Below are 23,432 nucleotides of genomic sequence, written 5' to 3'. Positions count from 1 at the left end.
TACGTGGGTACGGCAGCGGCCGCCGGAGCAGAGTCGTGCCACCGTCGGGCCGTGCGCAGTGCGCAGTGCGCAGTGGCCAGTGGGCAGTGGGCAGAGGGTGGTCGAGGTCAGCGGCCCGGTGATCGTCGCGGGAGCCGAGCGCCCAGCAGCCCCGCCCACCACACTTCACCAACTGCCCGCCGCCGGGGTCGTCCACTGTGAGCTGCGATTCAGATGACCGATGCAGGCATGCGGCGGCAGTCGGCGGGTATCCGCGCCCCAGGTGAGAAGTACATGAGAAGTTCATGAGACCTACGGCACCGTTCCCGCCGACATCGTGAGGGCGGGGAGCACGACAGAACGAGCACCAGGAGAGGGTCGCGACCATGCCGACCGGCTGCAGCAGCACTTACGCGGGTGCGGCTTTCGAGGGCCGCACGGACAGCGCCGTACACGCCAGGAACCTGGTGTCGGAGTTCGTCGCCCAGCTGCGTGCGAGCGCCGCGTTCACCGTGCCGGCGGAGGCGCTGGGTGCCGCGCTGCTCGTGGTCACGGAACTGGTCACGAACGTCGTCAAGCACGCCTCGGGGCCCTGTGTCCTGGAGCTCGAACTGGCCGCGGACGCCCTGGAGATCACCGTCTGGGACACGGAACCGGCGCTTCCGGTGATGGCGGCGCCGGACGCGCTGCGCCCGTCCCGGCACGGCCTGGAGATCGTGCACGCGCTGAGCCGTGCCGTGACCGTGGAGCAGCGCGCGGGCGGCAAGCGGATCTGCGCGAGCGTGCCGCTGGGGTGAGGTTCAACGGCCCGCGCGGGCGGGCTGGTTGGCTCGTCGAGCGGGCAGGGGCGAGTGTCAGTGGTGGCGACTACAGTCCGGCCTCATGACTGATTCCCACCGCACTGAGTCCGAGCTCACTGAGTCCGGCCTCATGACGGACTCCGGCCTGATGACGGACTCCGGCCTGATGACGGACTCCGGCCTGATGACGGACTCCGGCCTGATGACGGACTCCGGCCTGATGACGGACTCCGGCCTGATGACGGATTCCGGCCTGATGACGGATTCCGGCCTGATGACGGATTCCGACTTCCTGACGTCGACGCGCGTCTTCTACGACACGATCGCCGCCGACTACGCCTCCCGGTACGGCGATTCCCTCGGCTCGAACCCGTACGACAGGGCGGTGCTCTCGCTCTTCGCCGAGCTGGTGCGGACCGGCGGGGGTGGGCCGGTTGTCGAGGCGGGGTGCGGGGAGGGCCGGGTGACGGCTCATCTGGACGGCCTCGGCCTCGATGTGTCCGGCGTGGATCTGTCGCCGGGGATGCTGGCGCAGGCGCGTCGGGCGTACCCGGGGATCCGGTTCACCGAGGGTTCGCTGTTCGACCTGGACCTGCCGGACGGAGGGCTCACCGGCCTCGCCGCGTGGTACTCGATCATCCATATGCCGCCGCACCGGCTCCCGGACGCGTTCGCCGAGTTCCGGCGGGTGCTCGCGCCGGACGGGCTGCTGCTGCTCGCCTTCCAGGTCGGCGAGGAGCCGCTGCGAGTGGCGGACGCGTGGGGGCACCCGGTGTCCCTGGACTTCCACCGCCGCGATCCCGACGAGATCGAGTCGCTGCTGCGCGGGTCCGGGTTCGAGCCGTGGACGCGGATGGTGCGCCGGGCCGAAGCGGACGAGAGCGCGCCGCAGGCGTATCTGCTGGCCCGCAGACGGGATTCGGCCACTGGGCAGTGCGGGTCCCAGGACCGGCCGTAGGCGGGCTAGGCCGCGGTCACTTCGAGGGTGCTGAAGTCGAGCACGCGGTCGGCTTCGCGGAGCGCTTCCTCGGCGGCTTCGCGTACCTCGGCAGGAACGTCTCCCCGCTCTTCCACCAGGTCGGCGTAGATCGGAGCTTCGGCACTGTCAGCGGGGCTCACCGTGAAGCCTCTTTCCCTCGGGGACTTGTTTCGTGCTGCCTGGCGACAGCGAGGAGTGAGTCTACGAGCTCATTTCCCGGGTTGGCAGGGGGGTCGATCAAACTCCTTGTCACCAAATCGTCACAGGCGGGGACGGAAACATGGCCCCATTCCGGGACAGGACATCCCTCAACGCACCCGATCTTGGCCGGAATGCGCCGTTCCCCATGACGCAGATCACCCCGGTCGCCCGCCCCGCCCGCTGCCCTTGCGGCGTACGCCACACTCCATACGTCCCGTGCGGTACGTCACAGGCCGGGCGGCTTGCGGGCGATCCGGGGGAATCCTGTGCGGTGCTGTGGTGACCTGTGGTGTCCTGTGCGGTGCTGTGCGGTGGAGTGCTATGGGGTGTGGCGCGTCCTGGTCGCCTTGTTCAGGCCGCTGCGTACGTCCAGGCCGCTGCGTACGTCCAGACCGCGCGCATCAACGTCGCCGGGAACTCCGTCGGCTCGAAATCGCCCGCGCCGTCGGCCCGCGCCGTCGGCCCGTACGTCGCCGTGCGTCGCGCTGCGGATGAGCGACCAGGTTGGCCGCCTGGGACGACGGGTCCGACGGCCTGCCCCGGTCGTTGACCACGTGCCGGATCGTGCCCGTGCCGCCCAGCGGCACCGTGACTGTGTCGCGGAGACGTAAACGGTTGCGCAAACGTTTACGTCACGTCGTTCGTGAGGTAGGTTCTGGCCCGGTCGGAGCGCGGGAAGGGCAGCGCGCGTACGGAAGGGGCCGGGAGAGCGATGGCGACCATGGTGGATGTGGCGCGGCGCGCGGGCGTGTCCGTGGCCACGGTGTCGCACGTCGTCAACGAGACCCGGCCGGTGCGGCCCGCCACCCGCGCGGCGGTCCACGCCGCGATCGACGAACTCGGCTACACGCACAACACGCTGGCCCGCTCCCTGGTGACCGCGCGCACCCACTCCATCGGGCTCGCCGTGTCGGCCACGAGCAATCCGTACTTCACGGACATCCTGCGGGGCGTCGAGTCGAGCGCCCTGGAGCACGGCTACAGCCTCCTGATCGCCGACCCGCACGACGACCCCGAGCACGAACTGCGGGCCGTGCAGCTGCTGCACGAGCGCCGCGTCGACGGGCTCATCGTCGCCCCGTCCGCACGCCCCGGCGCGCTCCTCGACTACGTGCGCCGCGCGGCGCTCCCCACGGTGTTCGTGGACCGGCTCGCCGGCGTAGGGCACGACCAGGTGTGCGCGGAGAACGAGGAGCCGGTCGCCCGCCTCGTCGCCCACCTCGCCGAGGCCGGCCACCGCAGGATCGCCCTGGTCGCCGGCGCCCCGGGCCTCTCGACCACCACCGAGCGCACCGCGGGCCACCGCACCGGCCTCGACCGCGCGGGCCTGCCGTACGACCCGGCGCTCGTCGTCGACGGCGAGTCCAGCGAGCAGGGCGCCGAGCGGGCCACGCGCGGGCTGCTCGCGCTCGACCGCCCGCCCACCGCCCTGGTCACCGCCAACAACACGATGACGCTCGGCGCGCTGCGGGCCCTGCGCACCGAGGGCCTGCGGGTGCCCGACGACATGGCGCTCGCCGGGTTCGACGACTTCGCCTGGGCGGACGTGTTCGAGCCCCGCCTGACCGTCGTGGACCAGCCAAGCCGCGAGATCGGCGCCACCGCCCTGCGGCTGCTCGTCGACCGGCTCGCCGAGCCCGGACGGGCGCCGCGCACCGTCCGGCTGCCGTGCGCGTTCGTGCACCGCGCGTCGTGCGGCTGCGAGCCGGGCGATCGCGCGGCGGACGAACGCGAGCCGGGCGATGGCGCCGCGGACGGACGCGAGCCGGGTGGCCGAAAGCCGGGTAGCCGAAAGCCGGGTAGCCGAAAGCCGGGTGGCCGAAAGTCGGGCGGCGGGTGAGGCCGACCCGCGCGCGAGCCCCGTACCACCTGCACCGAACGACCCGTACCCCCTCCAGCCGTACCCCCTCCAGCCGTACCCCCTCCAGAAAGGCCAGCCCATGATCGTCGTCGCCGGCGAAGCACTCATCGACCTCGTCCCCGCGGGGCCCGCCGCCGAGGACGAACTGCCCGCGCTGCTGCCCAAGCGGGGCGGCGGCCCGTACAACACGGCCGTTGCGCTCGGTCGGCTCGGCTCGCCCACGGCGTTCTGCTCGCGCCTGTCCACCGACCACTTCGGCACGGCCCTGCTCGGCGGGCTCGCCGCCGACGGGGTCGACACCTCGCTGGTGCAGCGCGGCGACGAGCCGAGCACCCTGGCCGTCGCGCACATCGCCGCGGACGGCTCCGCCTCCTACAGCTTCCACGTCGAGGGCGCCGCCGACCGCCTCTTCGCACTGCCCGGCGCGCTGCCGACGGGCACACGCGCGGTGTCGTTCGGGACGTGTTCGCTGGTTCTGGAGCCGGGGGCGAGCGCGTACGAGGAGTTGATGCGGCGGGAGTCGGAGCGGGGCACGTTCACGGCGCTCGACCCGAACATCCGGGCCGGCCTGATCGCCGACCCGGACGCCTACCGGGACCGGTTCCGCTCCTGGCTGCCGTACGTGTCGCTGCTCAAGCTGTCCGAGGAGGACGCGGTCTGGCTGGCCGGGTCGGACGACCTGATGGCCGCCGCGAAGGAGTGGCTGGCGCTCGGTCCCGAGGCGGTCGTCCTCACGCGCGGCGGCGCGGGGCTCACGGCGCTGACCCGCGAGGGCGCCCGGATCGACGTGCCCGGCGTGCCGGTGGACGTCGTGGACACGATCGGCGCGGGCGACACGGTCAACGCGGCGCTGCTGCACCGGCTCGACTCGCACGGTGCCCTCGCGGCGCGGGGGGCACGGCTCGACGCGGAGCGGTGGCGGGACGTGCTGGGGTACGCGGCGAGGGCGGCGGCCCTCACCTGCTCCCGTGCGGGGGCGGAGCCGCCGTATGCGGGGGAGTTGGGGTAGCTCGCACGCCCGCCGGTCCCGCACCGTCGACTCGGGCGCCGTCGGTCTGCTCGCCTCCCCGCCCCTTCCCCGCCGTCGTGGCCGGTCGCGCAGTTCCCCGTGCCGCTGCCGGGCGCGCGGCGGGGCAGATGCCGGTGAAGGAGTCCATGAAGGCGCGGCCGACCGTGGCCGCGGGGGTTCGCGAACGACCGGACGAAACCAGATCGCTGCCGACGAACGCCGCCACCGCGACCGGGGTGGGCTGCGGGCGGCCGATGCGGGTCAGCCCGTGGATCAGCAGCACCAGGCCCGCGGTGGCGACGGCCTCCCAGTGAGCGTCAGACGATGCCCTCCGCGATCTCCTCCCGCTCCCGCTCCGAGCCGTACGCCGAGGGCGTGCTGTACGAGCGGCGGGCGGCGAACCACCAGGCCGTGGCGAGGATCAGGACGACGGCGAGGGCGATGGACGCGTAGTTCATCGAGTCGGCCGTCACCGGCGCGGACTGCGGCAGGCAGAACAGGACGGTCACGAAGCCCACCCAGATCACCGCGGTCCAGCCGACCGGCCTGCTCCACCGGCCCAAGTTCCACGGCCCCGGCGTGAACCGGTCGCCCGCGCGCAGCCGCAGGAAGATCGGGATGGCGTACGCGGGCGTGATGCCGATGACGTTGATGGCCGTGACGGCGCCGTACGCGGTCGCCGAGTACAGGGAGGGCGCCGCGATCAGGGCGGCCAGGCCGACGGAGAGCCACACCGCGGGCACCGGCGTCTGGGTGCGCGGGCTGACCCTGCGCCACAGCGCCGAACCCGGCAGCGCCTTGTCCCGGCTGAACGCGAACACCATGCGGCTCGCGGCGGCCACCTCGGCGTTGCCGCAGAAGAGCTGGGCCACGATCACCACGAGGAGCAGGCCCGTCGCCCCCGTCGTACCCACGGCGTCGATCATGATCTGGGCGGGCGGGACGTCGGCGGCCGCGGTCTTCTCGTAGTCCTGGATGGCGAAGGTGAGACCGGCGAGGAGGACGAAACCGGCGATCCAGGAGGCCCAGATGGCGCGCACGATGCCGCGCGCCGCCGACACCGAGGCGTTGGAGGTCTCCTCCGACAGGTGCGCGGAGGCGTCGTACCCGGAGAACGTGTACTGGGCGAGCAGCAGACCGATCGCCGCGACGTACAGCGGGTTGGACCAGCCGGTGTCGTTGACGAAGTGGCCGAACACCTCGCCCGGGGTGCGGTGGCTGTCCGGGGCGATGATCAGCACGCCGACGATCAGCGCGACACCGGCCACGTGCCACCACACGCTGATCGAGTTGAGCAGGCTGACCAGGCGGACGTTGAACAGGTTGAGCAGCGCGTGCAGGAGCAGGATGCACAGGAAGATCACGAAGGTGGAGCCCGGCGTCGCCTGGAAGCCGAACTGCAGGTCGAGCAGCGCGCCCGTGAACAGCGCCGCGCCGTAGTCGATGCCCGCGATCGCGCCGAGCAGACCGAGCAGATTCAGCCAGCCTGTGTACCAGCCCCAGCGGCGCCCGCCGAGCCGGTCCGCCATGTAGTAGAGCGCGCCCGAGGTCGGGTACGCGCTGGTCACCTCGGCGAGCGCCAGGCCGACGCAGAGCACGAACAGGCCGACGCCCGCCCAGCCCCACATCATCACCGCGGGCCCGCCGGTGCCGAGGCCGAAGCCGTACAGCGTCATGCAGCCCGACAGGATCGAGATCACCGAGAAGCTGATCGCGAAGTTGCCGAAGCCGCCCATGCGGCGGGCCAGGACCGGCTGGTAGCCGAGCTCCCTGAGCCGGGCTTCCTCGTCCTGCACCGGTGGCGGCGGTGCGGAGTTCGACAGGGTGGAGCGGGACACGCGCGTACCTCCTGGGGGACAGGGGTGAGGTGGGGGGGGTGAGGTGGGGGGGCCGGGCGGGGATCGGGGCGGTGGGTGCGGGTCTCAGGAGCCGTCGCGGCCGCCACCCCCGAGCGCGCGGCGTCCGACGGCGGCCCGGCAACGGTCCCGGGCCTGCGCGAAGAGGCCGGCGGCGGCCTCGGCCGAGCCGGGGGATGTGCCGCGGTACGACCAGGGGACGACCGTGAAGTACGGGTCGAGGGCGTCGAACACCCGCAGCGCGTCGTGGAACTGATGCGCGCCCCACAGGGCGTGCGCCAGGTGGTTGAGGTCGAGCAGCGACCGCGCGTCGGGCGCGGCGTGGTCGAACCACAGGCGCAGCGCGCGTAATGCGCCGCGCGTCGCCTCCTCGGAGATCCAGTGCAGGTCGAGGGCGCGCTCCTGGCCGCCCTCGCGGCGGTAGCGCTCCACGCGCGCGTAGAGGGGGAGTACGTGCAGGGCGGAGCCGGCCGGGGCCGAAGAGGCCGCCCACTGCACGAAGTTGACGGCCGCCGTCATCGACGCGCCGGGCCGGTGCCGGTACGCGAACTGCAGCATCCGGTGGTACGCCTCGCGGTTGCCCGGGTCCCGCTTGTCGGCCTGCGCGAGCAGCTGCCAGGGGCCGTCGAACAGCATCGGCTCGGGCGCCGGCGCGCGATGCTCCTCCCGGCGCCGCCCCTCGTCGAGCTGCGCCAGGGCGAGCAGGCCGATCCACGGCACCGGGTCCTCGGGCGCGGCCTGCGAGGCGTGCCGGCAGGCCGCGGCCGCCTCGCGCCACAGCTCGGCGGTGCGCTGGTGGGTGGAACGGTGGGCGCGCAGGGCCCGTTCGACGGCCACGCGCGCGTGCAGCACGGTCAGGACGACGCTGTGCGGCTCCTCCGCGCGCCACGCCGCCAGGACGTCGGAACCGGCCACCGCCGCGGCGAGGATCTGGGTGCGCTGCGTCCACACCGTCCAGTCGGACGTCTCGGCGAGCAGTGTGCGGGTGGAGACCCAGCGGCCCGCCCTGAGGTCCTCAAGGACGGCGCGCAGGGCGGCGTCGTGCCCGGCTGGGTGGTACACCGGGCGGGCGGGCGGCATAGGCATGAATCCTCTGGTCAACCCCTCTTCCCCGAGGGCGGGCAGGACCGTGCGCGGGCCGTCCGGGCGACGTTGCCCGAACTCCCGTACGGCAGGGCCTGGTTGGTCGGCGATCAGTGTAGAGCGGAAGATTCCGATTCTGGCCGGGTACGGGGAAATGTCTTGATCAAGTCTGTCGGGGTCGGTTCCAGGAATGAGCGAACCAGGGGCGGGGCAGGGGTTCTTGACTGGGCCGCGACGCCTGTTGCACGCTGCCGCGGTGATCACAGCCGACCGCGCAGCGCAACCCGAAGGGTCCCGCCCGGTGCTCGCCGTCGACCAGGGCACCTCCGGCACCAAGGCCCTCGTCGTCTGCCCCGAGCGCGGCGTGATCGGCACCGGCTCCGCGCCGTTACACCCCCGCCATCTGCCCGGCGGGCTCGTCGAGGCGGACCCCGGCGAACTCCTCGCCTCCGTCGTGACGGCCGGACGCGCGGCACTCGCCGACGCGGGCGAACCCGTCGCCGCCGTCGGACTCGCCAACCAGGGCGAGACGGTCCTGGCCTGGGACCGGGACACCGGCGCACCGCTGACCGACGCCGTCGTCTGGCAGGACCGCCGCGCCGCCCCCCTCTGCGCCGAACTCGCCGCGCACGCCGAGGAGTTACGGCACCTCACCGGCCTGCCCCTCGACCCGTACTTCGCGGCGCCCAAGATGGCCTGGATCCGCCGCCACCTGACCCGCCGAGGCGCCGTCACCACCAGCGACGCCTGGCTCGTGCACCGCCTCACCGGCGCCTTCGTCACCGACGCCGCCACCGCCGGACGCACCCAGCTCCTCGACCTCGACACCGCCACCTGGTCACCCCGCGCCCTCGGCCTCTTCGGGCTCGCCGACGAGCCGCTGCCCGAGGTCGTCGATGCCGCCGGGCCCGTCGGCACCACCACCGCCTTCGGGCCCGAACTCCCGCTCACCGGGCTGCTCGTGGACCAGCAGGCCGCCCTCCTCGCCCAGGACGTGACCGAGCCCGGCGGCGCCAAGTGCACCTACGGCACCGGCGCGTTCCTCCTCGCCCCGACCGGCGACTGCCCGCGCCGGGGCGAGGCCGGCCTGGTGAGCTGCGTCGCCTGGCGCCTCGACGGGCGCAGCAGCTACTGCCTCGACGGACAGGTCTACACGGCCGCCTCGGCGGTGCGCTGGCTCACCGAACTCGGCGTCATCCAGGGCGCGTCCGACCTCGACCCGGTCGGCGCGGGCGTCCCCGACGCCGGTGGCGTCACCTTCGTCCCCGCGCTCGCCGGGCTCGCCGCGCCCTGGTGGCGGGGCGACGTCCGCGGCTCCCTCACCGGGCTCGGCCTCGACACCGCGCCGGGACATGTCGTACGCGCCCTCTGCGAGGGCATCGCCGCGCAGGTCGTCCAGCTCACCGACGCCGTCGCCGCCGACCTCGGCGCCCCGCTGCGCTCCCTGCGCGTCGACGGCGGCCTCACCCGCTCGGCGCTGCTCATGCAGACACAGGCCGACCTGCTCCAACTCCCCGTGGAGGTGGCCGAGTTGCCGGACGCCACCGCGCTCGGCGCCGCCGCCGTCGCCCGCATCGGCCTCGACCCGCAGCTCACCCCGGGCGAGGTCGCCCCGCCGCGCGGACTCGGCACCGTGTACGAGCCGCGGATCGGCGCCGACGAGGCCGCGGCGCGCCTCGACCGGTTCCGCGAGGCGGTGGCCGCGCTCGTCGGACGGAGCCCGGCGTGAGGGCCCCGACGGCCGAGGGCCGCGTCACCCGCTACGGCCCGCTGCCCGGCCCCGCCGCGTCCGACGCCCCGTACGAAGGCCTGTACGACGCCCCGTACGAAGCCCCGAACCACGCCCCGAACCACGCCCCGAACCACGCCCCGTACGACGCCCCGTACGAAGGCCCCTACGACGTCGCGGTCGTCGGCGCGGGCGTCGTCGGTGCCGCGATCGCCCGCGAACTCGCCCGCCACCCAAACCTGCGCGTCGCGCTCGTCGAGGCGTCCGGCGACGTCGGCGACGGCACGTCCAAGGCCAACACCGCCATCCTGCACACCGGGTTCGACGCCACCCCCGGCACCCTCGAAGCCCGGCTCGTCCGCGAGGGCCACCGGCTCCTGAACGCCTACGCCGCCGAGTGCGGCATCCCCGTCGAACCGGTCGGCGCGCTCCTCGTCGCCTGGGACGCGGACCAGCTCGCCGCCCTGCCCGGCCTCGCCGCCAAGGCCGCCCGCAACGGTTACGACGCGGCCCGCCTCGTCGACGCCGACGCGCTGTACGCCCGTGAGCCGCACCTCGGCCCCGGTGCGCTCGGCGCCCTCGCGGTGCCGGACGAGAGCGTCATCTGCCCGTTCACGACCCCGCTCGCGTACGCCACCCAGGCCGTGCGCGCGGGCGTCGACCTGCACCTCAACTCCCCGGTGCAGAACATCACCCGGGCGGACGGCGGCCACACCCTGCACACCGCGCGCGGACCGCTGCACGCCCGCTGGCTGGTCAACGCGGCCGGACTGCACGCCGACGCCGTCGACCGCATGCTCGGCCGCGCCGCCTTCACCGTCACCCCGCGCCGCGGCCAGCTCATCGTCTTCGACAAGCCCGCCCGCGACGTCGTACGGCACATCCTGCTCCCGGTGCCGACGGCGCTCGGCAAGGGCGTCCTCGTCGCGCCGACCGTCTTCGGCAACGTGCTGCTCGGCCCGACCGCCGAGGACCTGGACGACAAGTCCGCCACCCACTCGACCGAACAGGGCCTCACCGCGCTGCGCGCCCAGGGCGCCCGGATCCTCCCCGCACTCCTGGAGGAGGAGGTCACCACGGTGTACGCGGGCCTCCGCGCGGCCACCGAGGAGGACGACTACCGCATCGAAGCCCGCCCGGAACAGCACTGCGTCACCGTCGGCGGCATCCGCTCCACCGGCCTCACCGCGTCCCTCGCCCTCGCCGCCCACGTCACCGGCCTCCTCGCCGAAGCGGGCCTCGACCTGGGCCCGCGCGCGGAGCTCCCCCCGGTCCGCATGCCGAACCTCGGCGAACGCTCCCCGCGTCCCTACCAGGACGCGGCGCGCATCGCCGAAGACCCCGACTACGGCCGCATCGTCTGCCACTGCGAGCGGGTCACCCTCGGCGAGATCCGGGACGCGCTGGCCAGTACGGTGCCGCCGGCGGGCCTCGACGGCCTGCGGCGGCGCACGCGCGCACGGGCCGGACGCTGCCAGGGGTTCCACTGCGGGGCGCTGTTGCGGGACGTGCTCGACGGTGAGCTGTCCCGGCAGGAAGGACCCAGGCAGGAAGGGCCCCGCCAGGAAGAGTCCCGGCAGGAAGGGCCCCGCCAGGAAGGGACCGGGCACGAAGAGGAGTCGAGGCCGTGGTGAGCGAGGCGAGCGGGGCCGAGGGGCGCCGCGCACGTACCGTCGACGTACTGGTCGTCGGGGCCGGGCCCGCCGGACTGACCGCCGCCGCACACCTGGCCGTCGCGGGCTGCGGCACGGTCGAGGTCCTGGAACGCGAGCCGCACGCGGGCGGCGCCCCGCGCCACTGCCACCACGGCGGCTTCGGCACCCCCTGGACCACCGGCCCCCGCTACGCCGCCCGCCGCCTGCACGCCGCGACGGACGCCGGGGCCGCCGTCCGCACCTCCGTCACCGTCACCGGCCTGCCCGCACCCCGCACCGTCGACGTCACCGGGCCCGACGGCCTGGAGCGGATCACCGCCCGCGCCCTCGTCCTCGCCACCGGAGCCCGCGAACGCCCCCGCGCCGCCCGCCTCGTGCCCGGCACCCGGCCCGCCGGGATCTACACCACCGGCGAACTCCAGCAGGCCGTGCATCTGTACGGGCAGCACATCGGCCGCCGAGCCGTCGTCGTCGGCGCCGAACCTGTCGCGTACGCCGCCCTCGACACGCTGCGCCGCGCCGGCGTCACCGTCGTCGCCCAGCTCACCGACCTCGACCGGCCGCAGGTCCCGCCGCTGCGCGCCGCCGACGCCCGGCTCCGGCACGCCGTGCCGCTGCTCACCCGCACCACGGTCGCCGAGGTGCTCGGCCGCGGCCGCCTGACCGGTGTCCGCCTGCTCCACGCGGACGGCCGTACGGTCCAACTCCCCTGCGACACCCTCGTGTTCACCGGCGACTTCGTCCCGGAGCCGGAGCTCGCGCGCGCCGCGGGCCTGTGCCTGGACCGTGCCACCCGGGGTCCGCTCGTCGACCCCGGGTTCCGCACGGACGTCCCCGGGGTCTTCGCCGTCGGCAACGTCCTGCACGCCGTGGAGACCGCCACGACCGCCGCCGCCGAGGGCCGCACGGCCGCGGCGGCCGTGCGGCGCCTCCTCGCCCACGAGGGCGAGCCCCCGGCGGACCCCGGCCCTCGCCTCCTGGTCGCCCCGCCGCTGCGCTGGATCACCCCGGGCCGCCTCTCGCACGCCAAGGACGCCACCGCGGCGACCCGGTTCCTCGTACGGTCCTCCGTACCGCTGCCCGTCCGCAGCGGAGCGGCGCTGACGGTCACTCAGGACGGCCGCACCCTGCACACGGAACTCTTGAAGGGTCCGCTCCGTACGGGCAACTCCTTTGCCCTGTACGGTCATTGGCTGACCGTCGCCGAGCCGGAGGGCGGTCCGGTGCGCCTCGCCCTTGAGGGCCTTCCCGGTCCTCGGCGGTGAGTGGCCCGCGCCCCTGAAGGGGCGCGACCGCACCCTCGGAGGCGTCCGATAGCGTGCCCCCGGAAGATCGACACGGAGGGGGAACGGCATGCACACGGCCGACGGGGGAACAGTGCAGGGACAGGTGGACGACGTGCAGGACGTGGACCACGACGAGGGCTTCCCGCAGATCCCCGACCCGGAGGACGGCGTCCGCTGGCTCGCGCCGAGCGACGTCGAGCAGCACCTGTACCGGCTGACCCGCCGCGACGACACGTACGCCTGTCTGCGCACACTCGCCGCCGAGGGCGTCTACTACCCGGTGTGGCGCGAGGACGCGGACGCGGCCGGCGAGGACGAGTTCCCGATGTTCTCGCGCGAGCGCGACGACGGCCTCTACGTGCCCGTCTACACCGAGGGCCTGCTGCCCCGTCCGCACCCCCGGACCGTCTTCGAGTTCGCCAACCTCGCCCGCCTCGCCCGCATCGTCCCCGACGCCGCCGTGTGCCTCATGGTCAACCCGGGCACACCCTGCCAACTCCTGCTGGCCGTCGACGAGGAGGAGCGCGGCGCCTGGTACGACCTGGGCTGCGACCTCTTCGACCCCGACTACTTCAGCGACCGCCTCCTGGCCCGCCGGAGCGGCAGCGGCGTCCCCGACGTCGGCCCGCTCCTGCACGGCCTCGCCTGCGGCGCCCACCTCTGCTACGGCAACGGCGACCCCTGGAACACCCTGCACTGGCACGGCGCCGGCTTCCGCAACGAGATCGAGCGGCTCAGCGGATCGTGGGGCGTGGAGAGTCGCGCCGACTGGCTGGAGACCCAGGAACGCCTCCTCACCCGCCGAGTCAGCCCCTGGTACTGGGACTTCGTCCTCGCCGCCCGCGACGGGCTGCTGCCCGCGGCCCGCGGAGTCGTCGAGGAGGCCGCCTGGCGCGACACCGTCGAGGCGACCCTCCGCGAACGCGTCCGGCGCCGCGGCGGCGACCACCAGCCGGGCGCGGACGCCGAGTTGGACGCGTTCGTCGTGGAACTCCGCGGCCTCGTCGGCAAGATCATGCGGTACGAGGCCCGCTTCCGCGCCGACGGACTCCTCCCGCCCGGCGGCATCGTGCGCACCGTCGCCGCCTGGGACGTCGGCCGCGCCTCGAAGATGGCCCGCTGGGGGCGCGGCGCGCGCTATGCGACCGAGCCGGAGATGTACGAGGCGATCGAGCGGGCCGGCGCCGGGGCGCGCGCCGCCTACCACTCGTGGGAGGAGTTCTCCGCGGGCTACGTCCTCGGCCGCTGCCTGCACTTCGACGAGGGGGAGTTCGGCAGCTGGTACACGACGGTCCTCGAAGCCCACCGCGCCCTCGTCACCGACCCGGACAGCCCGTGGCGGACGGTGCCGTTCCTGGGCGCGGCGGTACGCGGACGGTGAGGCGGCGGAGGCGGCGGGCTGCGGTCCGGGCTTGACCCGGAGGCGTGCCGGACCGCAGGATGAGGACGTGATCGCGCACCTGACCTGTACCGCAGCCCCCTCCGGCACCGTGCCGGACCGCTGCGGCTGTGCGCGCAGCGGCCTGTAGCGAACGTCCCGCCCCAGGGGTTTCTCTCCCCTCCCTGCCCCTCTCGCCGCCGCCTTCTCCACCCGTCTCCACCACCGCCGGCGGGACGCACCGCGCCCCATCCGCCGCCCCCCGTAGCCGCGTACCTGCGCACCCGCGTACCCGCGTACCCGCCTACGCCCGAGGGCCCGGCATCCGGGACGTGCTGCCCCGCCCTCAGTCACCGGGAGCCCGTCGATGACCTCGACCGCCACACCCACCCCCGCCCCCACCCCCGCCACGCCCGCGCTGCGCCCGGCCCAAATCCCCCCGAACGGCCTCTACGAAGGCCGGCGCGTGCTGCGCCGCCTGCCGGACGGGGTGGCGGAGCGACCGTACGAACTCTTCGACGTCGCACCGCAGTCCGCGACGATCGGGGCCGAGATCAGCGGCGTCGACCTGTCCCGGCCGCTGACCCCCGCACTGCGCGAGGAGCTGGACCGGGCGCTGCTCGAATGGAAGGTGCTGTTCTTCCGGCGGCAGCACCTCAACTCCGCCCAGCAGCGCGCATTCGCCCGCAACTGGGGCGAGTTGGAGACCAACCCGCTCCTGGAGACGGGCGACAGCGACGACGTCGTCCGCTTCGACAAGGGCGCGTCCGGCCCGCCCAGCTTCGAGAACGTGTGGCACACCGACGTCACCTTCAGGACCCGCCCCGCCATGGGCGCGGTGCTGCAGCTGCGCGAGGTGCCGGAGCGCGGCGGGGACACCATGTGGGCGGACATGGCGGCCGCGTACGACAACCTGCCGCAGGAGGTGCGCGACCGCATCGACCGGGCCACCGCCGAGCACGACTTCCTGCCGGGCTTCCGCCGCTTCTACGGGCCCGAGCGGCTCGCCCCGCTGCAGGACGTGTTCCCGCCCGTGAGCCATCCCGTGGTGCGCACCCACCCGCAGAACGGGCGCCGCATGCTGTTCGTCAACACGTCCTTCACCACGCGCATCCACGGCCTTGAGCGGGCCGAGAGCGACGAACTGCTGCGGCTGCTCTTCCAGCAGGCGCACGTCCCGGAGTTCCAGGTCCGTTTCCGCTGGCAGGCCGGCGACATCGCCTTCTGGGACAACCGCGCCACCCAGCACTACGCCGTGAACGACTACGGGAACGCACGCCGGGTCGCGGAGCGCGTCGCCATCGCGGGGGACCGCCCGCACTGACGCCAGGGGGCTCAGGCGCGGGACTGCAGCCCACCGCTCAGGCGCGCCGCACCACAATGTCCCCCGCACTCGTCGTCGCCCGCACCTCCACCGTCTCCTCCGCGGCCCCCGGCCCCTCCGCCGGGCCCAGGGAGTTGAGGACCGTGCCGACGCCCGTGCTCACGTCCAGCCACGCCGCCGTCGACTCGCGGACGCCGACCTCCACGTCACCGGCGGCCGTCCGCAGGGTGATCCGGCCGCGCGCCACGTCCCCGACCCGGATGTGCCCGTTCGCCGCCTTGGCGTCGACGGCGGCGTGCGCGACGTCCACCGAGATGCGGCCGTTGGCCGCGTTGGCCTTCAGGTCGCCCACCGCCTCGCCGACGGTCGTGTCACCGTTGCCGTTGCGCACGGTGGCCGCGGCGCCGAGCCGGCCGATCTCGATCCGGCCCGCGCCGGTCACCTCCGCCGCCCCGTCGACCCGGCCGAGGGTGAGGTCGCCGTGGCTGGTGCGCAGCCGTACCGTCGCCGCCCGCTGCACCTGGAGGTCGCCGAGCGAGGTCTTGAACTCGCAGTGCCCGAGCGGGCCTTCGCAGACCAGGTCGGCCATCGGGGAGCTGCCCCGCAGGTCCGAGCCCGCGGGCAGTTCGACGGTGATGTCGAGGCTCCCGGGCCGGCCGAAGAGCGACCGCTTCCGCGGGCCCCTGACCAGCAGCCTGCCGCCCGCGAACGTCACCTTGGTCTGCTGCGCCGCCTGCACGTCGTGGTCGTCCGCGCCGTTCCGCGGCAGCACCTCCACCACGGTGTCGGCGCGCGCGCCCGCGACGATCCGCGCCGCGCCCAGGTCGAACTCCAGGGTCAGCGCGATCGGTTCCGGGGTGTCGAAAGTCGGCATGGCCGTCCTGTCCTCGTGGTGGCGGTGGGCGGTGCGCGGTGGGCGGTGGCTGCGGCGGTGAGGCGGTGCTGTGGGGCGGTGGGGCGGTGGCTGCGCAGGCTGCGGGGGAGGCAGGGGCGGGGGCGGCGGTCAGCGGACCCAGCCCGTGAACCCCTGGTGACCGCGGCCGCGCCCGGCGGAGCGCACCGCGGTGTTCGGGTCCATCGCCGTGGCCACCGCCCGCACCAGCCATGCGTTCACGGACAGCCCCTCGCGCCCGGCCGCCTCCTCGACCCGCGCCTTGAGGTGCGCGGGCAGCCGGAAGTTGATGCGCGACGTGCCGCCGTCCTCCCCGTCCACCGGCGCGGACGGCGCCGCCGCGGGCGCGGGCGCCTCGGCCCGCTCCTCGTACGGCTCGGGGCCGGCCGGAGCCGTCACCACGAACTCGGGCTCGCGCCCGCGCAGCCGTACGTCGACGGAGCCGGGGGCGAGTTCCTGGGTGACCTCGGCCATCGCCGCCGAGAGCGCTTCGAGCAGCGTCAGGCGGGTGGCGGACTCCAGGGGCGCGGAAAGGCGCTCGGCCAGCGCGCGGCTCTCCTCGCCGCCCGCCTCCGCGGCGACGGCGAGCTCTTGGCGGAGGTGGTCGACGTAGGGCGTGAGATCCATGGCGCCAGTATGGCGTTACGGTGGCGTCAGGACAAGTTCCCTGAGGCCGCCCACCGGCACGACGTGGCTGGTCACGGGCGTGCCGCGCGGTAGGCCGGGTGGTGCGGGCCGGGCGCTGTGATTGCGCGGGTGGGCCTGTGCCCGCGATGGTGGCAGAGCGGGCCGGAAGCCGGGCGGCAAGACAGCCCGGCGCGCGAGTCCGCAGTGCGACCTGCGACGGAGAGGACCGGCCGTGAACCCTGACACCGCCTCCCACAGCTCCACCGACAGCTCCACCGACAGTTCCACAGACGGCTCCACCGACGGCTCTCCCGACCGCACCGGAAGCGCCCCCGAGGACGCGGGGAGCCCCGCCACCGACGGCAACGCCGCGTACGGGCACAAGAAGTTCAAGCGGTCCAAGAGCCACTTCGCCGACCGCATCACCGCCGACGGCCGCGACGGCTGGCCCGTCGAGCCCGGCCGCTACCGGCTCGTCGTCAGCCGCGCCTGCCCCTGGGCCAGCCGCGCCCTGGTCTCGCGGCGCCTCCTCGGCCTGGAGGACGCCCTGTCCCTCGCCGTCGCCGACCCCATCCAGGACGACCGCAGCTGGCGCTTCACCCTCGATCCCGGCGGCCGCGACCCGGTGCTCGGCATCCGCTACCTCCACGAGGCGTACGACGCGCGCGAGCGGGACTACCCGGGCGGGGTCAGCGTGCCCGCGATCGTCGACGTGCCCAGCGGCAAGCTCGTCACCAACGACTTCCAGCGGATCACCCTCGACCTCGCCACCGAGTGGACCGCCCTGCACCGCCCCGGCGCCCCCGACCTCTACCCGGGGCCGCTGCGCGACGAGATCGACACCGTCATGGACGGCATCTACCGCGACGTCAACAACGGCGTGTACCGCGCCGGGTTCGCCCGCGAGCAGAGCGAGTACGAGGAGGCCTGCCGGGACGTGTTCCGCCGCCTCGAACAGGTCTCGCAGCGCCTGGCCGACCGCCGCTACCTGGTCGGCGACACCATCACCGAGGCCGACATCCGGCTCTTCACCACCCTCGTCCGGTTCGACGCCGTCTACCACGGCCACTTCAAGTGCAACCGCTACAAGATCGCCGAGGACCCGGTCCTGTGGGCGTACGTCCGCGACCTCTACCAGACGCCCGGCTTCGGCGACACCGTTGATTTTGAACACATCAAGCGGCACTACTACCAGGTGCACACCGGCATCAACCCCACCGGCATCGTCCCCCTCGGCCCCGACCTGGACGCCTGGCACAGCCCGCACGGCCGCGAGGCCCTCGGCGGCCGCCCCTTCGGCGACGGCACGCCTCCCGAACCCGCCGCAACCACGAGGAGCTGAGCTCGCCCACGGCTGCGCGGCACGCACCGGCCCCGCCCGGCGGCACGTACAACTCATCGCGCCCCTCGCGTGTCACACCGGACAACGCCCGTACGCATCCAGTGAACTGACCCTTCCGACCGTGAACCGCGAGGGAACCGCCATGCACACCCGCACCGCCGCCACCGCGCTCGCCGCGGCCCTGCTCCTCACCGCCACCGCCACCGGTGCGGCAGCCGGCCAGGCCGCCGCGCCCGAGGCCCGGGGCAAGGGGACGCCGCAGTGCCGCGCCAACCAGGTGCGCGTGGCCGCCGCGACCGTCGAGCCCGAGACCGGCTCGTACCCGAACGTCCTGCACATCCGGGTGACCAACGAGAGCGCCGAGAAGTGCGCCGTCGACCGCATCCCCACCGTCGTCTTCGGCGACCTGGACGGCCCCGCGCTGCCCGTGCCGCCGGGCCAGAGCGGCCCGTACGTCCTGGCCCCCGGCAAGACCGGGCACGCCGCGGTCCGGACGATCGAGGACCCGGCCGACCCCGAGACCCGCCGCGTGGACGACATCACCGTCGCCGGCGCCCCCGCCCACCCCGGCGCCCGCTTCACCGCCGACGACCTGGACATCACCGGGCAGATCAGGGTCTGGGAGCCCGTCACGACCTGGTGGCAGCCGACCTTCGCGGAGGCGGCGGAGGTCCTGGCCAACCGGTTCCAGGCCTGACCCGCCCTCGCGCGTACGACGACGGGCCGGGACCGCCTCCCTCGGTGGGGGCGGTCCCGGCCCGGACGTTTGTGCGGGTGCGGAGCCTCGGGCCCCGGGCGGTCAGCGGCCCTGCTCGGCGGCCTTCCGCGCCTGCTCCGCCTTCTTCTCCTTGAGGCGGACCGTCTCCTTGCGGACCTCGGCCTGCGTGGCGCGCTCCTTCTGCAGCCACTCGGGGGACTCCTCCTTCAGGGCCTCGATCTGCTCCGTCGTGAGCGGCTCCGTGACGCCGCCGCGGGCCAGACCGGCGATGGAGACGCCGAGCTTCGAGGCGACCACGGGACGCGGGTGCGGGCCGTTGCGGCGCAGCTCCTGGAGCCACTGGGGCGGGTCGGCCTGCAGCGCGTTCAGCTCCGCGCGGGAGACGACACCCTCCTGGAAATCGGCGGGGGTGGCCTGGAGGTACACACCCAGCTTCTTCGCCGCGGTCGCGGGCTTCATCGTCTGGGAGTTCGCTTGCGTCGTCATGCGTTCCAGGGTAACGAGCTCCGAGCACTCCCCGTGACCACGCCCGGTACGGCGACCAGGCACGGTGCCGGTAACCTGGCGGCGTGACTGGCTCGGAAACACCCCCTTCGTTCCGCCTCGCCTACGTCCCCGGCGCGACCCCCGCGAAGTGGGTGCGGATCTGGAACGAGCGGCTGCCCGACGTCCCCCTGAACCTCGTCGCGGTCCCGGCCGCCGAGGCCGCGGGCCTGCTGAGGGACGGCGACGCGGACGCGGGCCTCGTGCGGCTGCCGGTCGACCGGGACTACTTCAGCGCCATCCCGCTCTACACCGAGACCTCGGTCGTGGTGATCCCCAAGGACCACCTCGCGGCCGCCTTCGACGAGGTGACCGCGGACGACATCGCCGACGAGATCGTCCTGCACCCCCTCGACGACCCCTTCGACTGGGAGAAGCCGCCGGGGCAGCCCGCGTTCGAGCGGCCCGCGACGACCGCCGACGCCGTCGAACTGGTCGCCGCCGGCATCGGCCTCCTGGTCGTCCCGCAGTCCCTGGCCCGGCTGCACCACCGCAGGGACCTCACGTACCGGACGATCACCGGCGTCCCGCAGTCGCAGGTCGCCCTCGCCTGGCCGGAGGAGCGGACCACCGACCTGGTGGACGACTTCATCGGCATCGTCCGCGGCCGCACCGTGAACAGCACGCGCGGGCGCCGGGGCGGGCAGGAGGAGGGCAGGGCGGAGAAGAAGGGCGCGGCGTCCCCGGGGAAGTCCAGCTCTTCGCGGACGGGAAAGCCCGGCGGCAAGACCCCGCGCGCCGGCGGCAAGTCCGGCGGATCCAGGGCGGGCGGTGCCAAGGCGGGCGGTGCCAAGGCGGGCGGCTCCCCCCGGACCGGAAGCGGCGCCAAGCGGGGCAAGCCGCGGCGCCGGTCGTAGCCCTCCCGGGGGCTGTGCCACCAGTCCACAGCCCCCGCGTCCACAGCCCCCGCGTCCACCGCCCCCGCGTCCACCGCCCCCGCGTCCACCGCCCCGAGTCCACCGTCCCCGAGGCCGCGGATCTCAGAGCCCTTGATCAGAGCCCCTGAACCGACGCCTCCACGAACCGCTCCCGACCACCGGCGCCGCCCTCAAGCGGCTTCCAGTCGGCGGTGACGTGCCGCTGCGGGGCCTCGCCCTCCACGGACTCCCGCTGCCCGAGCACCCGGTGGATCCGCAGCTCCACGCGAGCGGCGGGGTCCGCGGTCTCCACGACGACCCGCGTACCCTCCGCATCGTCCGCCGCGGACAGCGAACCGATGCCCGCCCCGATCGCCGCACCCTCGTACCGCGCCACCACCGACCGGTCCGGCACGTCCGTCTCGTTCTGCGCCTGGGCCTGCGCACGCCCCTGCAGGAGCGCGAGCAACTCGGCGACGGCGACCGGGTCGTGAGCCGCGTCGTACACCCAGCGCTTGCCGAGCACACCGTGCTCGACCGTGCCGACCAGCCCGTCCTCCGCGCCGTCGAGCGGCGCGCCCCGGTAGGTGAGCGGCACGTGGTACGCGACGGGCGCGGAGCCCGAGGTGTCGGCGACCACCATGAACTCGATGCCGACCTCACCCGCCGGATCGTCGAGCCGGAAGCCGCCCGCCTTGCCGAGTGCGGGAGCCCCCGTACCGGCGTACCAGGCGCGCGTCGGCAGCCAGTTGGTGAGGAGTTCGAGCTTGGTGGGCTTGACGGTGGTGTGGTGAATGACAGCCATGCCTGATGGATACCACCCGCACCTCACCGCGCGTCGAGCAGCCCCCCGTCCACGAGGTCACGCGGCAGCCCGCAGCGCGAATGGTCGCTGACCAGGCGCAGCGAGGGCCCTCGAAGGTCCCACAGCCCCGGTACGCGGGACATCCAGGCCGATGACTCAGTCGCCCTTCTTCCGCGAAGCGTCCCGGAAGCGCCCGAAGGCGTTGGTGAGGGTGGCGGTGAGGGCGGAGCCCTCGGGCCGCGGTGCCGGAGGTGCCGGTGGTGCCGGTGGTGCGGACGGTGCGTGCGCTGCGGACGGTGCGTGCGGTGCGGGCACCGACAAGTGGCCGCGCAGCGGGGCGGACTCGCCGCGTTCGGCCAGCGCCGCCTGGGCGAGCTCGGCCGCCTCCCGGTACAGGTCACGGGACTTGGTCATCGCGTCCAGCGCGTCGGCGTACTTCGTGACCAGTTCGCGCGTACGGGCCAGCTCCTCCTCGACCGTCAACAGGTGCCAGCGGCGGCGCAGTTGCTCCACGGCCTGCTCCGCCTCGGCGGTCAGCGGACGGGGCAGGGACGCGAACTCCGTGATCCTCTCGACGAGTTCGGCCGGCTCGGAGCCGTCCAGGAACACGCTGCGCACGGCGAAGCGGTCCGCGTCATACCCCGGCACCGGCGGCGTCGAGGGCAGGACGACGGCGCCACCGCGCGGGACACGGACGTGCAGGTCCTTGATGGCCCAGTTGACGATGTCGAACTGCTCGGGCGTCGCGCGGTGTTCCACCACGCGGTGGCGCAGGCCGGGCGGCAGATGCCGGGTCAGGGACTCCAGGCCGCGGGCGTCCGGCGTCATCGCCTCGTGCACGACGACGTGGATGTTCCAGCTGCTGCGCGTGCAGTTCCTGAGGAGGCGGCGCAGGTCCTTGTCGTCGTCGGCGGTCAGGCGGTGCGGGCTGCGCAGCCTCGGCCCCGGCACCACGTCGTGGTCCCAGAGGGTGAGGTCGCTGTCCGGCCAGAACACCGTGGCCGGCGAGAGCCAGTCCAGGTCCCACGGGCGCTCCGCCTCGGCGGCGATGACCCACGGCACCGCAGCCACCGCGGAGCCGCCGCGCCTGCGCCCCGGAGCGTCGTACGTCGTCAACTGGGCGCGCACCGTGACCTCGTCGTCGACCCGCCAGCGGGCCTCGAAGAGGCGGCGCGCGGTGGGCGCGGGGACCGCGGCGTCGTCGTCGGACGCGAAGGGGTCGGGCGGGCCGGCCCGGCCGCCCACACCGGCCGGGGACGAGTCGTCGGGCGCGAGGTCGAGGAAGTCGTCGATCAGCCCGGCCGACTTCAGCGCGATGAGGTTGCGCCGGACGTCCTTCTCGGGCTCGGGCCCGAGGTGGCGCCCGTGGCCCAGCCATGTCGTGTCGGGGGCGGCGGTCACGGATGAGCTCGTCTTAGGCATGGAGTCGTTCTGTCGGGTGGGTGCGCGTGAGTGCTCCAGTATGGGCCAGTCGCCCGCGCGGCGGCACGGGGAGGGGGGAACGACATGCGGTGATCGCATCTCCGTCTCACAGTGCGGGCTCACAGTGCGGGCAGCCGGGTGCGGGTGCCCGTACGCACCGTTGACCGTGCCCCGGTCACGGCCTACGTTCACCAGGCAGGCAGAAAGCGCTTGCCCAAGCGCCAAGCGCCAAGCGCCAAGCGCCAAGCGCCAAGCGCCAAGCGCCTTCCGCCCGTGCCCATGGCGCCCGCCGGACCCGAGGAGGACCCGTGGCGACGTCCCCGGAACGCCGAGCGGCCCCCGCGCTCGCGGACCCCCTGCCGCCCGCAGGACCGCCGGAACCCTTCACCGGACTCCCCGGTTCCGTGGCGGTCTCGCACCTCAGCGTCTACCACTGGGGTGCCGCCGACGGCCGCCGCGGCGGCACCCCGCACATGCATCTCACCTGCAGCGAGGGGTACGTCGTCACCGCCGGCCGCGGCGCCGTGCAGACCCTGACCGCCTCCGGGTACGAGGAGACCCCGCTCGAACCCGGCACCGTCGCCTGGTTCACGCCCGGCACGATCCACCGCCTCGTCGAGGTGGACGGCCTGCGCATCGTCGTCCTGATGCAGAACGGCGGACTGCCCGAGGCCGGGGACGCCGTGCTCACGCTGCCCCCGGACCTGCTGGCCGACCCGGAGGCGTACGCGGCGGCCGTCACGATCCCGCCGGACGCGCCACGCGCGGAGCAGGCACGGCTCGCGCGCGCCCGCCGGGACCTGGCCGTCGACGGGTATCTGAGGCTCCGCGAGGCCCGCGACCCGCAGGCCCTCGCCGACTTCCACGCCGCCGCGGCCGCGCTCGTACGGCATCGGCTCGGCGACTGGCGGGAGCGCTGGGAGCGGGGTGCGCGGGCGGCCGCCGACGCGACGGGGGAGCAGCTCGACCGGCTCGCCGCCGGGGACGCGTCGCATCTGGCCGACGCGGTGGTGCGGTCCCAACGGCCGGTGGAGCAGGGCAGGTTCGGGATGTGCGGGCACTTGGACGTGTACTGCTTCTGAGGCC

The 23,432-nt window shown here is 74.2% G+C and carries 22 protein-coding genes; 14 read left to right on the top strand and 8 right to left on the bottom strand.

Features of this window, described 5'->3' with window-relative positions:
- Positions 1–365: 365 nt before the first annotated feature.
- Together QIS99_RS01895 and QIS99_RS01890 are read left to right on the top strand one after the other, a co-directional pair.
- Positions 366–776, top strand: a complete 411-nt coding sequence (locus QIS99_RS01895; RefSeq protein ID WP_282509645.1) for an ATP-binding protein — start codon at positions 366–368, stop codon at positions 774–776.
- Positions 777–861: 85 nt separating this feature from the next.
- Entirely contained in the window at positions 862–1,737 is an 876-nt protein-coding gene (locus QIS99_RS01890) for a class I SAM-dependent DNA methyltransferase (RefSeq protein ID WP_349017262.1), read from the top strand.
- A gap of 5 nt (positions 1,738–1,742) precedes the next feature.
- On the opposite strand, the gene QIS99_RS01885 is transcribed toward QIS99_RS01890, so the two are convergent.
- Positions 1,743–1,898 carry a hypothetical protein gene (locus QIS99_RS01885; RefSeq protein ID WP_282509643.1) on the bottom strand — a complete coding sequence of 52 codons (156 nt, stop codon included), beginning with the start codon at positions 1,896–1,898 and terminating at the stop codon, positions 1,743–1,745.
- Between the two features lie 773 nt (positions 1,899–2,671).
- On the opposite strand from QIS99_RS01885, the gene QIS99_RS01880 reads away from it, so the two are divergent.
- The 3 genes from QIS99_RS01880 to QIS99_RS01870 all read left to right on the top strand — a co-directional run bounded on the left by QIS99_RS01880 (position 2,672) and on the right by QIS99_RS01870 (position 5,143).
- Positions 2,672–3,799, top strand: a complete 1,128-nt coding sequence (locus QIS99_RS01880) for a LacI family DNA-binding transcriptional regulator (RefSeq protein ID WP_282509641.1) — start codon at positions 2,672–2,674, stop codon at positions 3,797–3,799.
- Positions 3,800–3,899: 100 nt separating this feature from the next.
- Complete coding sequence (locus tag QIS99_RS01875; protein ID WP_282509639.1) at positions 3,900–4,829, top strand: carbohydrate kinase family protein; 930 nt, start codon at positions 3,900–3,902, stop codon at positions 4,827–4,829.
- 146 nt (positions 4,830–4,975) lie between these two features.
- On the top strand, positions 4,976–5,143 hold the full coding sequence (locus QIS99_RS01870; protein WP_282509637.1) for a hypothetical protein: 168 nt from the start codon (positions 4,976–4,978) through the stop codon (positions 5,141–5,143).
- A 3-nt stretch (positions 5,144–5,146) separates the two neighbouring features.
- On the opposite strand, the gene QIS99_RS01865 is transcribed toward QIS99_RS01870, so the two are convergent.
- Positions 5,147–6,667, bottom strand: coding sequence for an amino acid permease (locus QIS99_RS01865; RefSeq protein ID WP_282509635.1), 1,521 nt, complete (start codon positions 6,665–6,667; stop codon positions 5,147–5,149).
- An 84-nt stretch (positions 6,668–6,751) separates the two neighbouring features.
- Positions 6,752–7,771, bottom strand: a complete 1,020-nt coding sequence (locus QIS99_RS01860) for a hypothetical protein (RefSeq protein ID WP_282509633.1) — start codon at positions 7,769–7,771, stop codon at positions 6,752–6,754.
- A gap of 253 nt (positions 7,772–8,024) precedes the next feature.
- On the opposite strand from QIS99_RS01860, the gene QIS99_RS01855 reads away from it, so the two are divergent.
- The 5 genes from QIS99_RS01855 (at position 8,025) to QIS99_RS01835 (ending at position 15,140) form a co-directional block, all read left to right on the top strand.
- Positions 8,025–9,497, top strand: a complete 1,473-nt coding sequence (locus QIS99_RS01855) for an FGGY family carbohydrate kinase (protein WP_282509631.1) — start codon at positions 8,025–8,027, stop codon at positions 9,495–9,497.
- Complete coding sequence (locus QIS99_RS01850) at positions 9,494–11,131, top strand: FAD-dependent oxidoreductase (RefSeq protein WP_282509629.1); 1,638 nt, start codon at positions 9,494–9,496, stop codon at positions 11,129–11,131. Before QIS99_RS01855 ends, QIS99_RS01850 begins: the two co-directional genes overlap by 4 nt.
- Positions 11,128–12,417 (top strand): NAD(P)/FAD-dependent oxidoreductase, encoded by a 1,290-nt coding sequence (locus QIS99_RS01845; protein WP_282509627.1) that lies wholly within the window; start codon positions 11,128–11,130, stop codon positions 12,415–12,417. The genes QIS99_RS01850 and QIS99_RS01845 overlap by 4 nt, the downstream gene beginning before the upstream one ends.
- An 88-nt stretch (positions 12,418–12,505) precedes the next feature.
- Positions 12,506–13,819, top strand: coding sequence for a DUF1266 domain-containing protein (locus tag QIS99_RS01840; protein ID WP_282509624.1), 1,314 nt, complete (start codon positions 12,506–12,508; stop codon positions 13,817–13,819).
- A gap of 364 nt (positions 13,820–14,183) precedes the next feature.
- Positions 14,184–15,140 carry a TauD/TfdA dioxygenase family protein gene (locus QIS99_RS01835; protein ID WP_282509622.1) on the top strand — a complete coding sequence of 319 codons (957 nt, stop codon included), beginning with the start codon at positions 14,184–14,186 and terminating at the stop codon, positions 15,138–15,140.
- A gap of 37 nt (positions 15,141–15,177) precedes the next feature.
- Here QIS99_RS01835 and QIS99_RS01830 read toward each other — a convergent pair whose 3' ends face one another.
- Both QIS99_RS01830 and QIS99_RS01825 read right to left on the bottom strand, forming a co-directional pair.
- Positions 15,178–16,014: a DUF4097 family beta strand repeat-containing protein gene (locus QIS99_RS01830; protein WP_282509620.1), complete on the bottom strand. Its 837-nt coding sequence runs from the start codon at positions 16,012–16,014 to the stop codon at positions 15,178–15,180.
- Positions 16,015–16,143: 129 nt separating this feature from the next.
- A complete protein-coding gene (locus tag QIS99_RS01825; RefSeq protein ID WP_282509618.1) occupies positions 16,144–16,659 on the bottom strand; it encodes a hypothetical protein in 516 nt (171 codons plus the stop codon).
- A gap of 232 nt (positions 16,660–16,891) precedes the next feature.
- On the opposite strand from QIS99_RS01825, the gene QIS99_RS01820 reads away from it, so the two are divergent.
- Together QIS99_RS01820 and QIS99_RS01815 are read left to right on the top strand one after the other, a co-directional pair.
- The gene (locus QIS99_RS01820) at positions 16,892–18,001 is read left to right on the top strand and encodes a glutathione S-transferase family protein (RefSeq protein ID WP_282509616.1); all 1,110 of its coding nucleotides are present in this window, start codon (positions 16,892–16,894) and stop codon (positions 17,999–18,001) included.
- Positions 18,002–18,122: 121 nt separating this feature from the next.
- Positions 18,123–18,698, top strand: a complete 576-nt coding sequence (locus QIS99_RS01815; protein ID WP_349017261.1) for a DUF4232 domain-containing protein — start codon at positions 18,123–18,125, stop codon at positions 18,696–18,698.
- 102 nt (positions 18,699–18,800) lie between these two features.
- Here the strand turns inward: QIS99_RS01815 and QIS99_RS01810 are convergent, their stop codons facing one another.
- On the bottom strand, positions 18,801–19,205 hold the full coding sequence (locus QIS99_RS01810) for a DUF5997 family protein (RefSeq protein WP_282509614.1): 405 nt from the start codon (positions 19,203–19,205) through the stop codon (positions 18,801–18,803).
- An 83-nt stretch (positions 19,206–19,288) separates the two neighbouring features.
- Between QIS99_RS01810 and QIS99_RS01805 the strand changes: the two genes are divergently transcribed.
- Positions 19,289–20,119 carry a LysR family transcriptional regulator substrate-binding protein gene (locus QIS99_RS01805; protein WP_282509612.1) on the top strand — a complete coding sequence of 277 codons (831 nt, stop codon included), beginning with the start codon at positions 19,289–19,291 and terminating at the stop codon, positions 20,117–20,119.
- A 136-nt stretch (positions 20,120–20,255) separates the two neighbouring features.
- On the opposite strand, the gene QIS99_RS01800 is transcribed toward QIS99_RS01805, so the two are convergent.
- Together QIS99_RS01800 and QIS99_RS01795 are read right to left on the bottom strand one after the other, a co-directional pair.
- A complete protein-coding gene (locus QIS99_RS01800) occupies positions 20,256–20,924 on the bottom strand; it encodes a maltokinase N-terminal cap-like domain-containing protein (RefSeq protein WP_282509610.1) in 669 nt (222 codons plus the stop codon).
- A gap of 156 nt (positions 20,925–21,080) precedes the next feature.
- A complete protein-coding gene (locus QIS99_RS01795) occupies positions 21,081–22,346 on the bottom strand; it encodes a hypothetical protein (protein ID WP_282509608.1) in 1,266 nt (421 codons plus the stop codon).
- Between the two features lie 356 nt (positions 22,347–22,702).
- On the opposite strand from QIS99_RS01795, the gene QIS99_RS01790 reads away from it, so the two are divergent.
- Complete coding sequence (locus QIS99_RS01790) at positions 22,703–23,428, top strand: cupin domain-containing protein (RefSeq protein ID WP_282509902.1); 726 nt, start codon at positions 22,703–22,705, stop codon at positions 23,426–23,428.
- The last annotated feature ends 4 nt before the right edge of the window (positions 23,429–23,432 follow it).

Source organism: Streptomyces solicavernae (assembly GCF_029968095.1).
GTDB classification, from domain to species: Bacteria; Actinomycetota; Actinomycetes; order Streptomycetales; family Streptomycetaceae; genus Streptomyces; species Streptomyces solicavernae.
The sequence above is the reverse complement of the archived record's forward strand: the minus strand, read 5'-3'. Positions and strand labels throughout refer to the sequence as shown.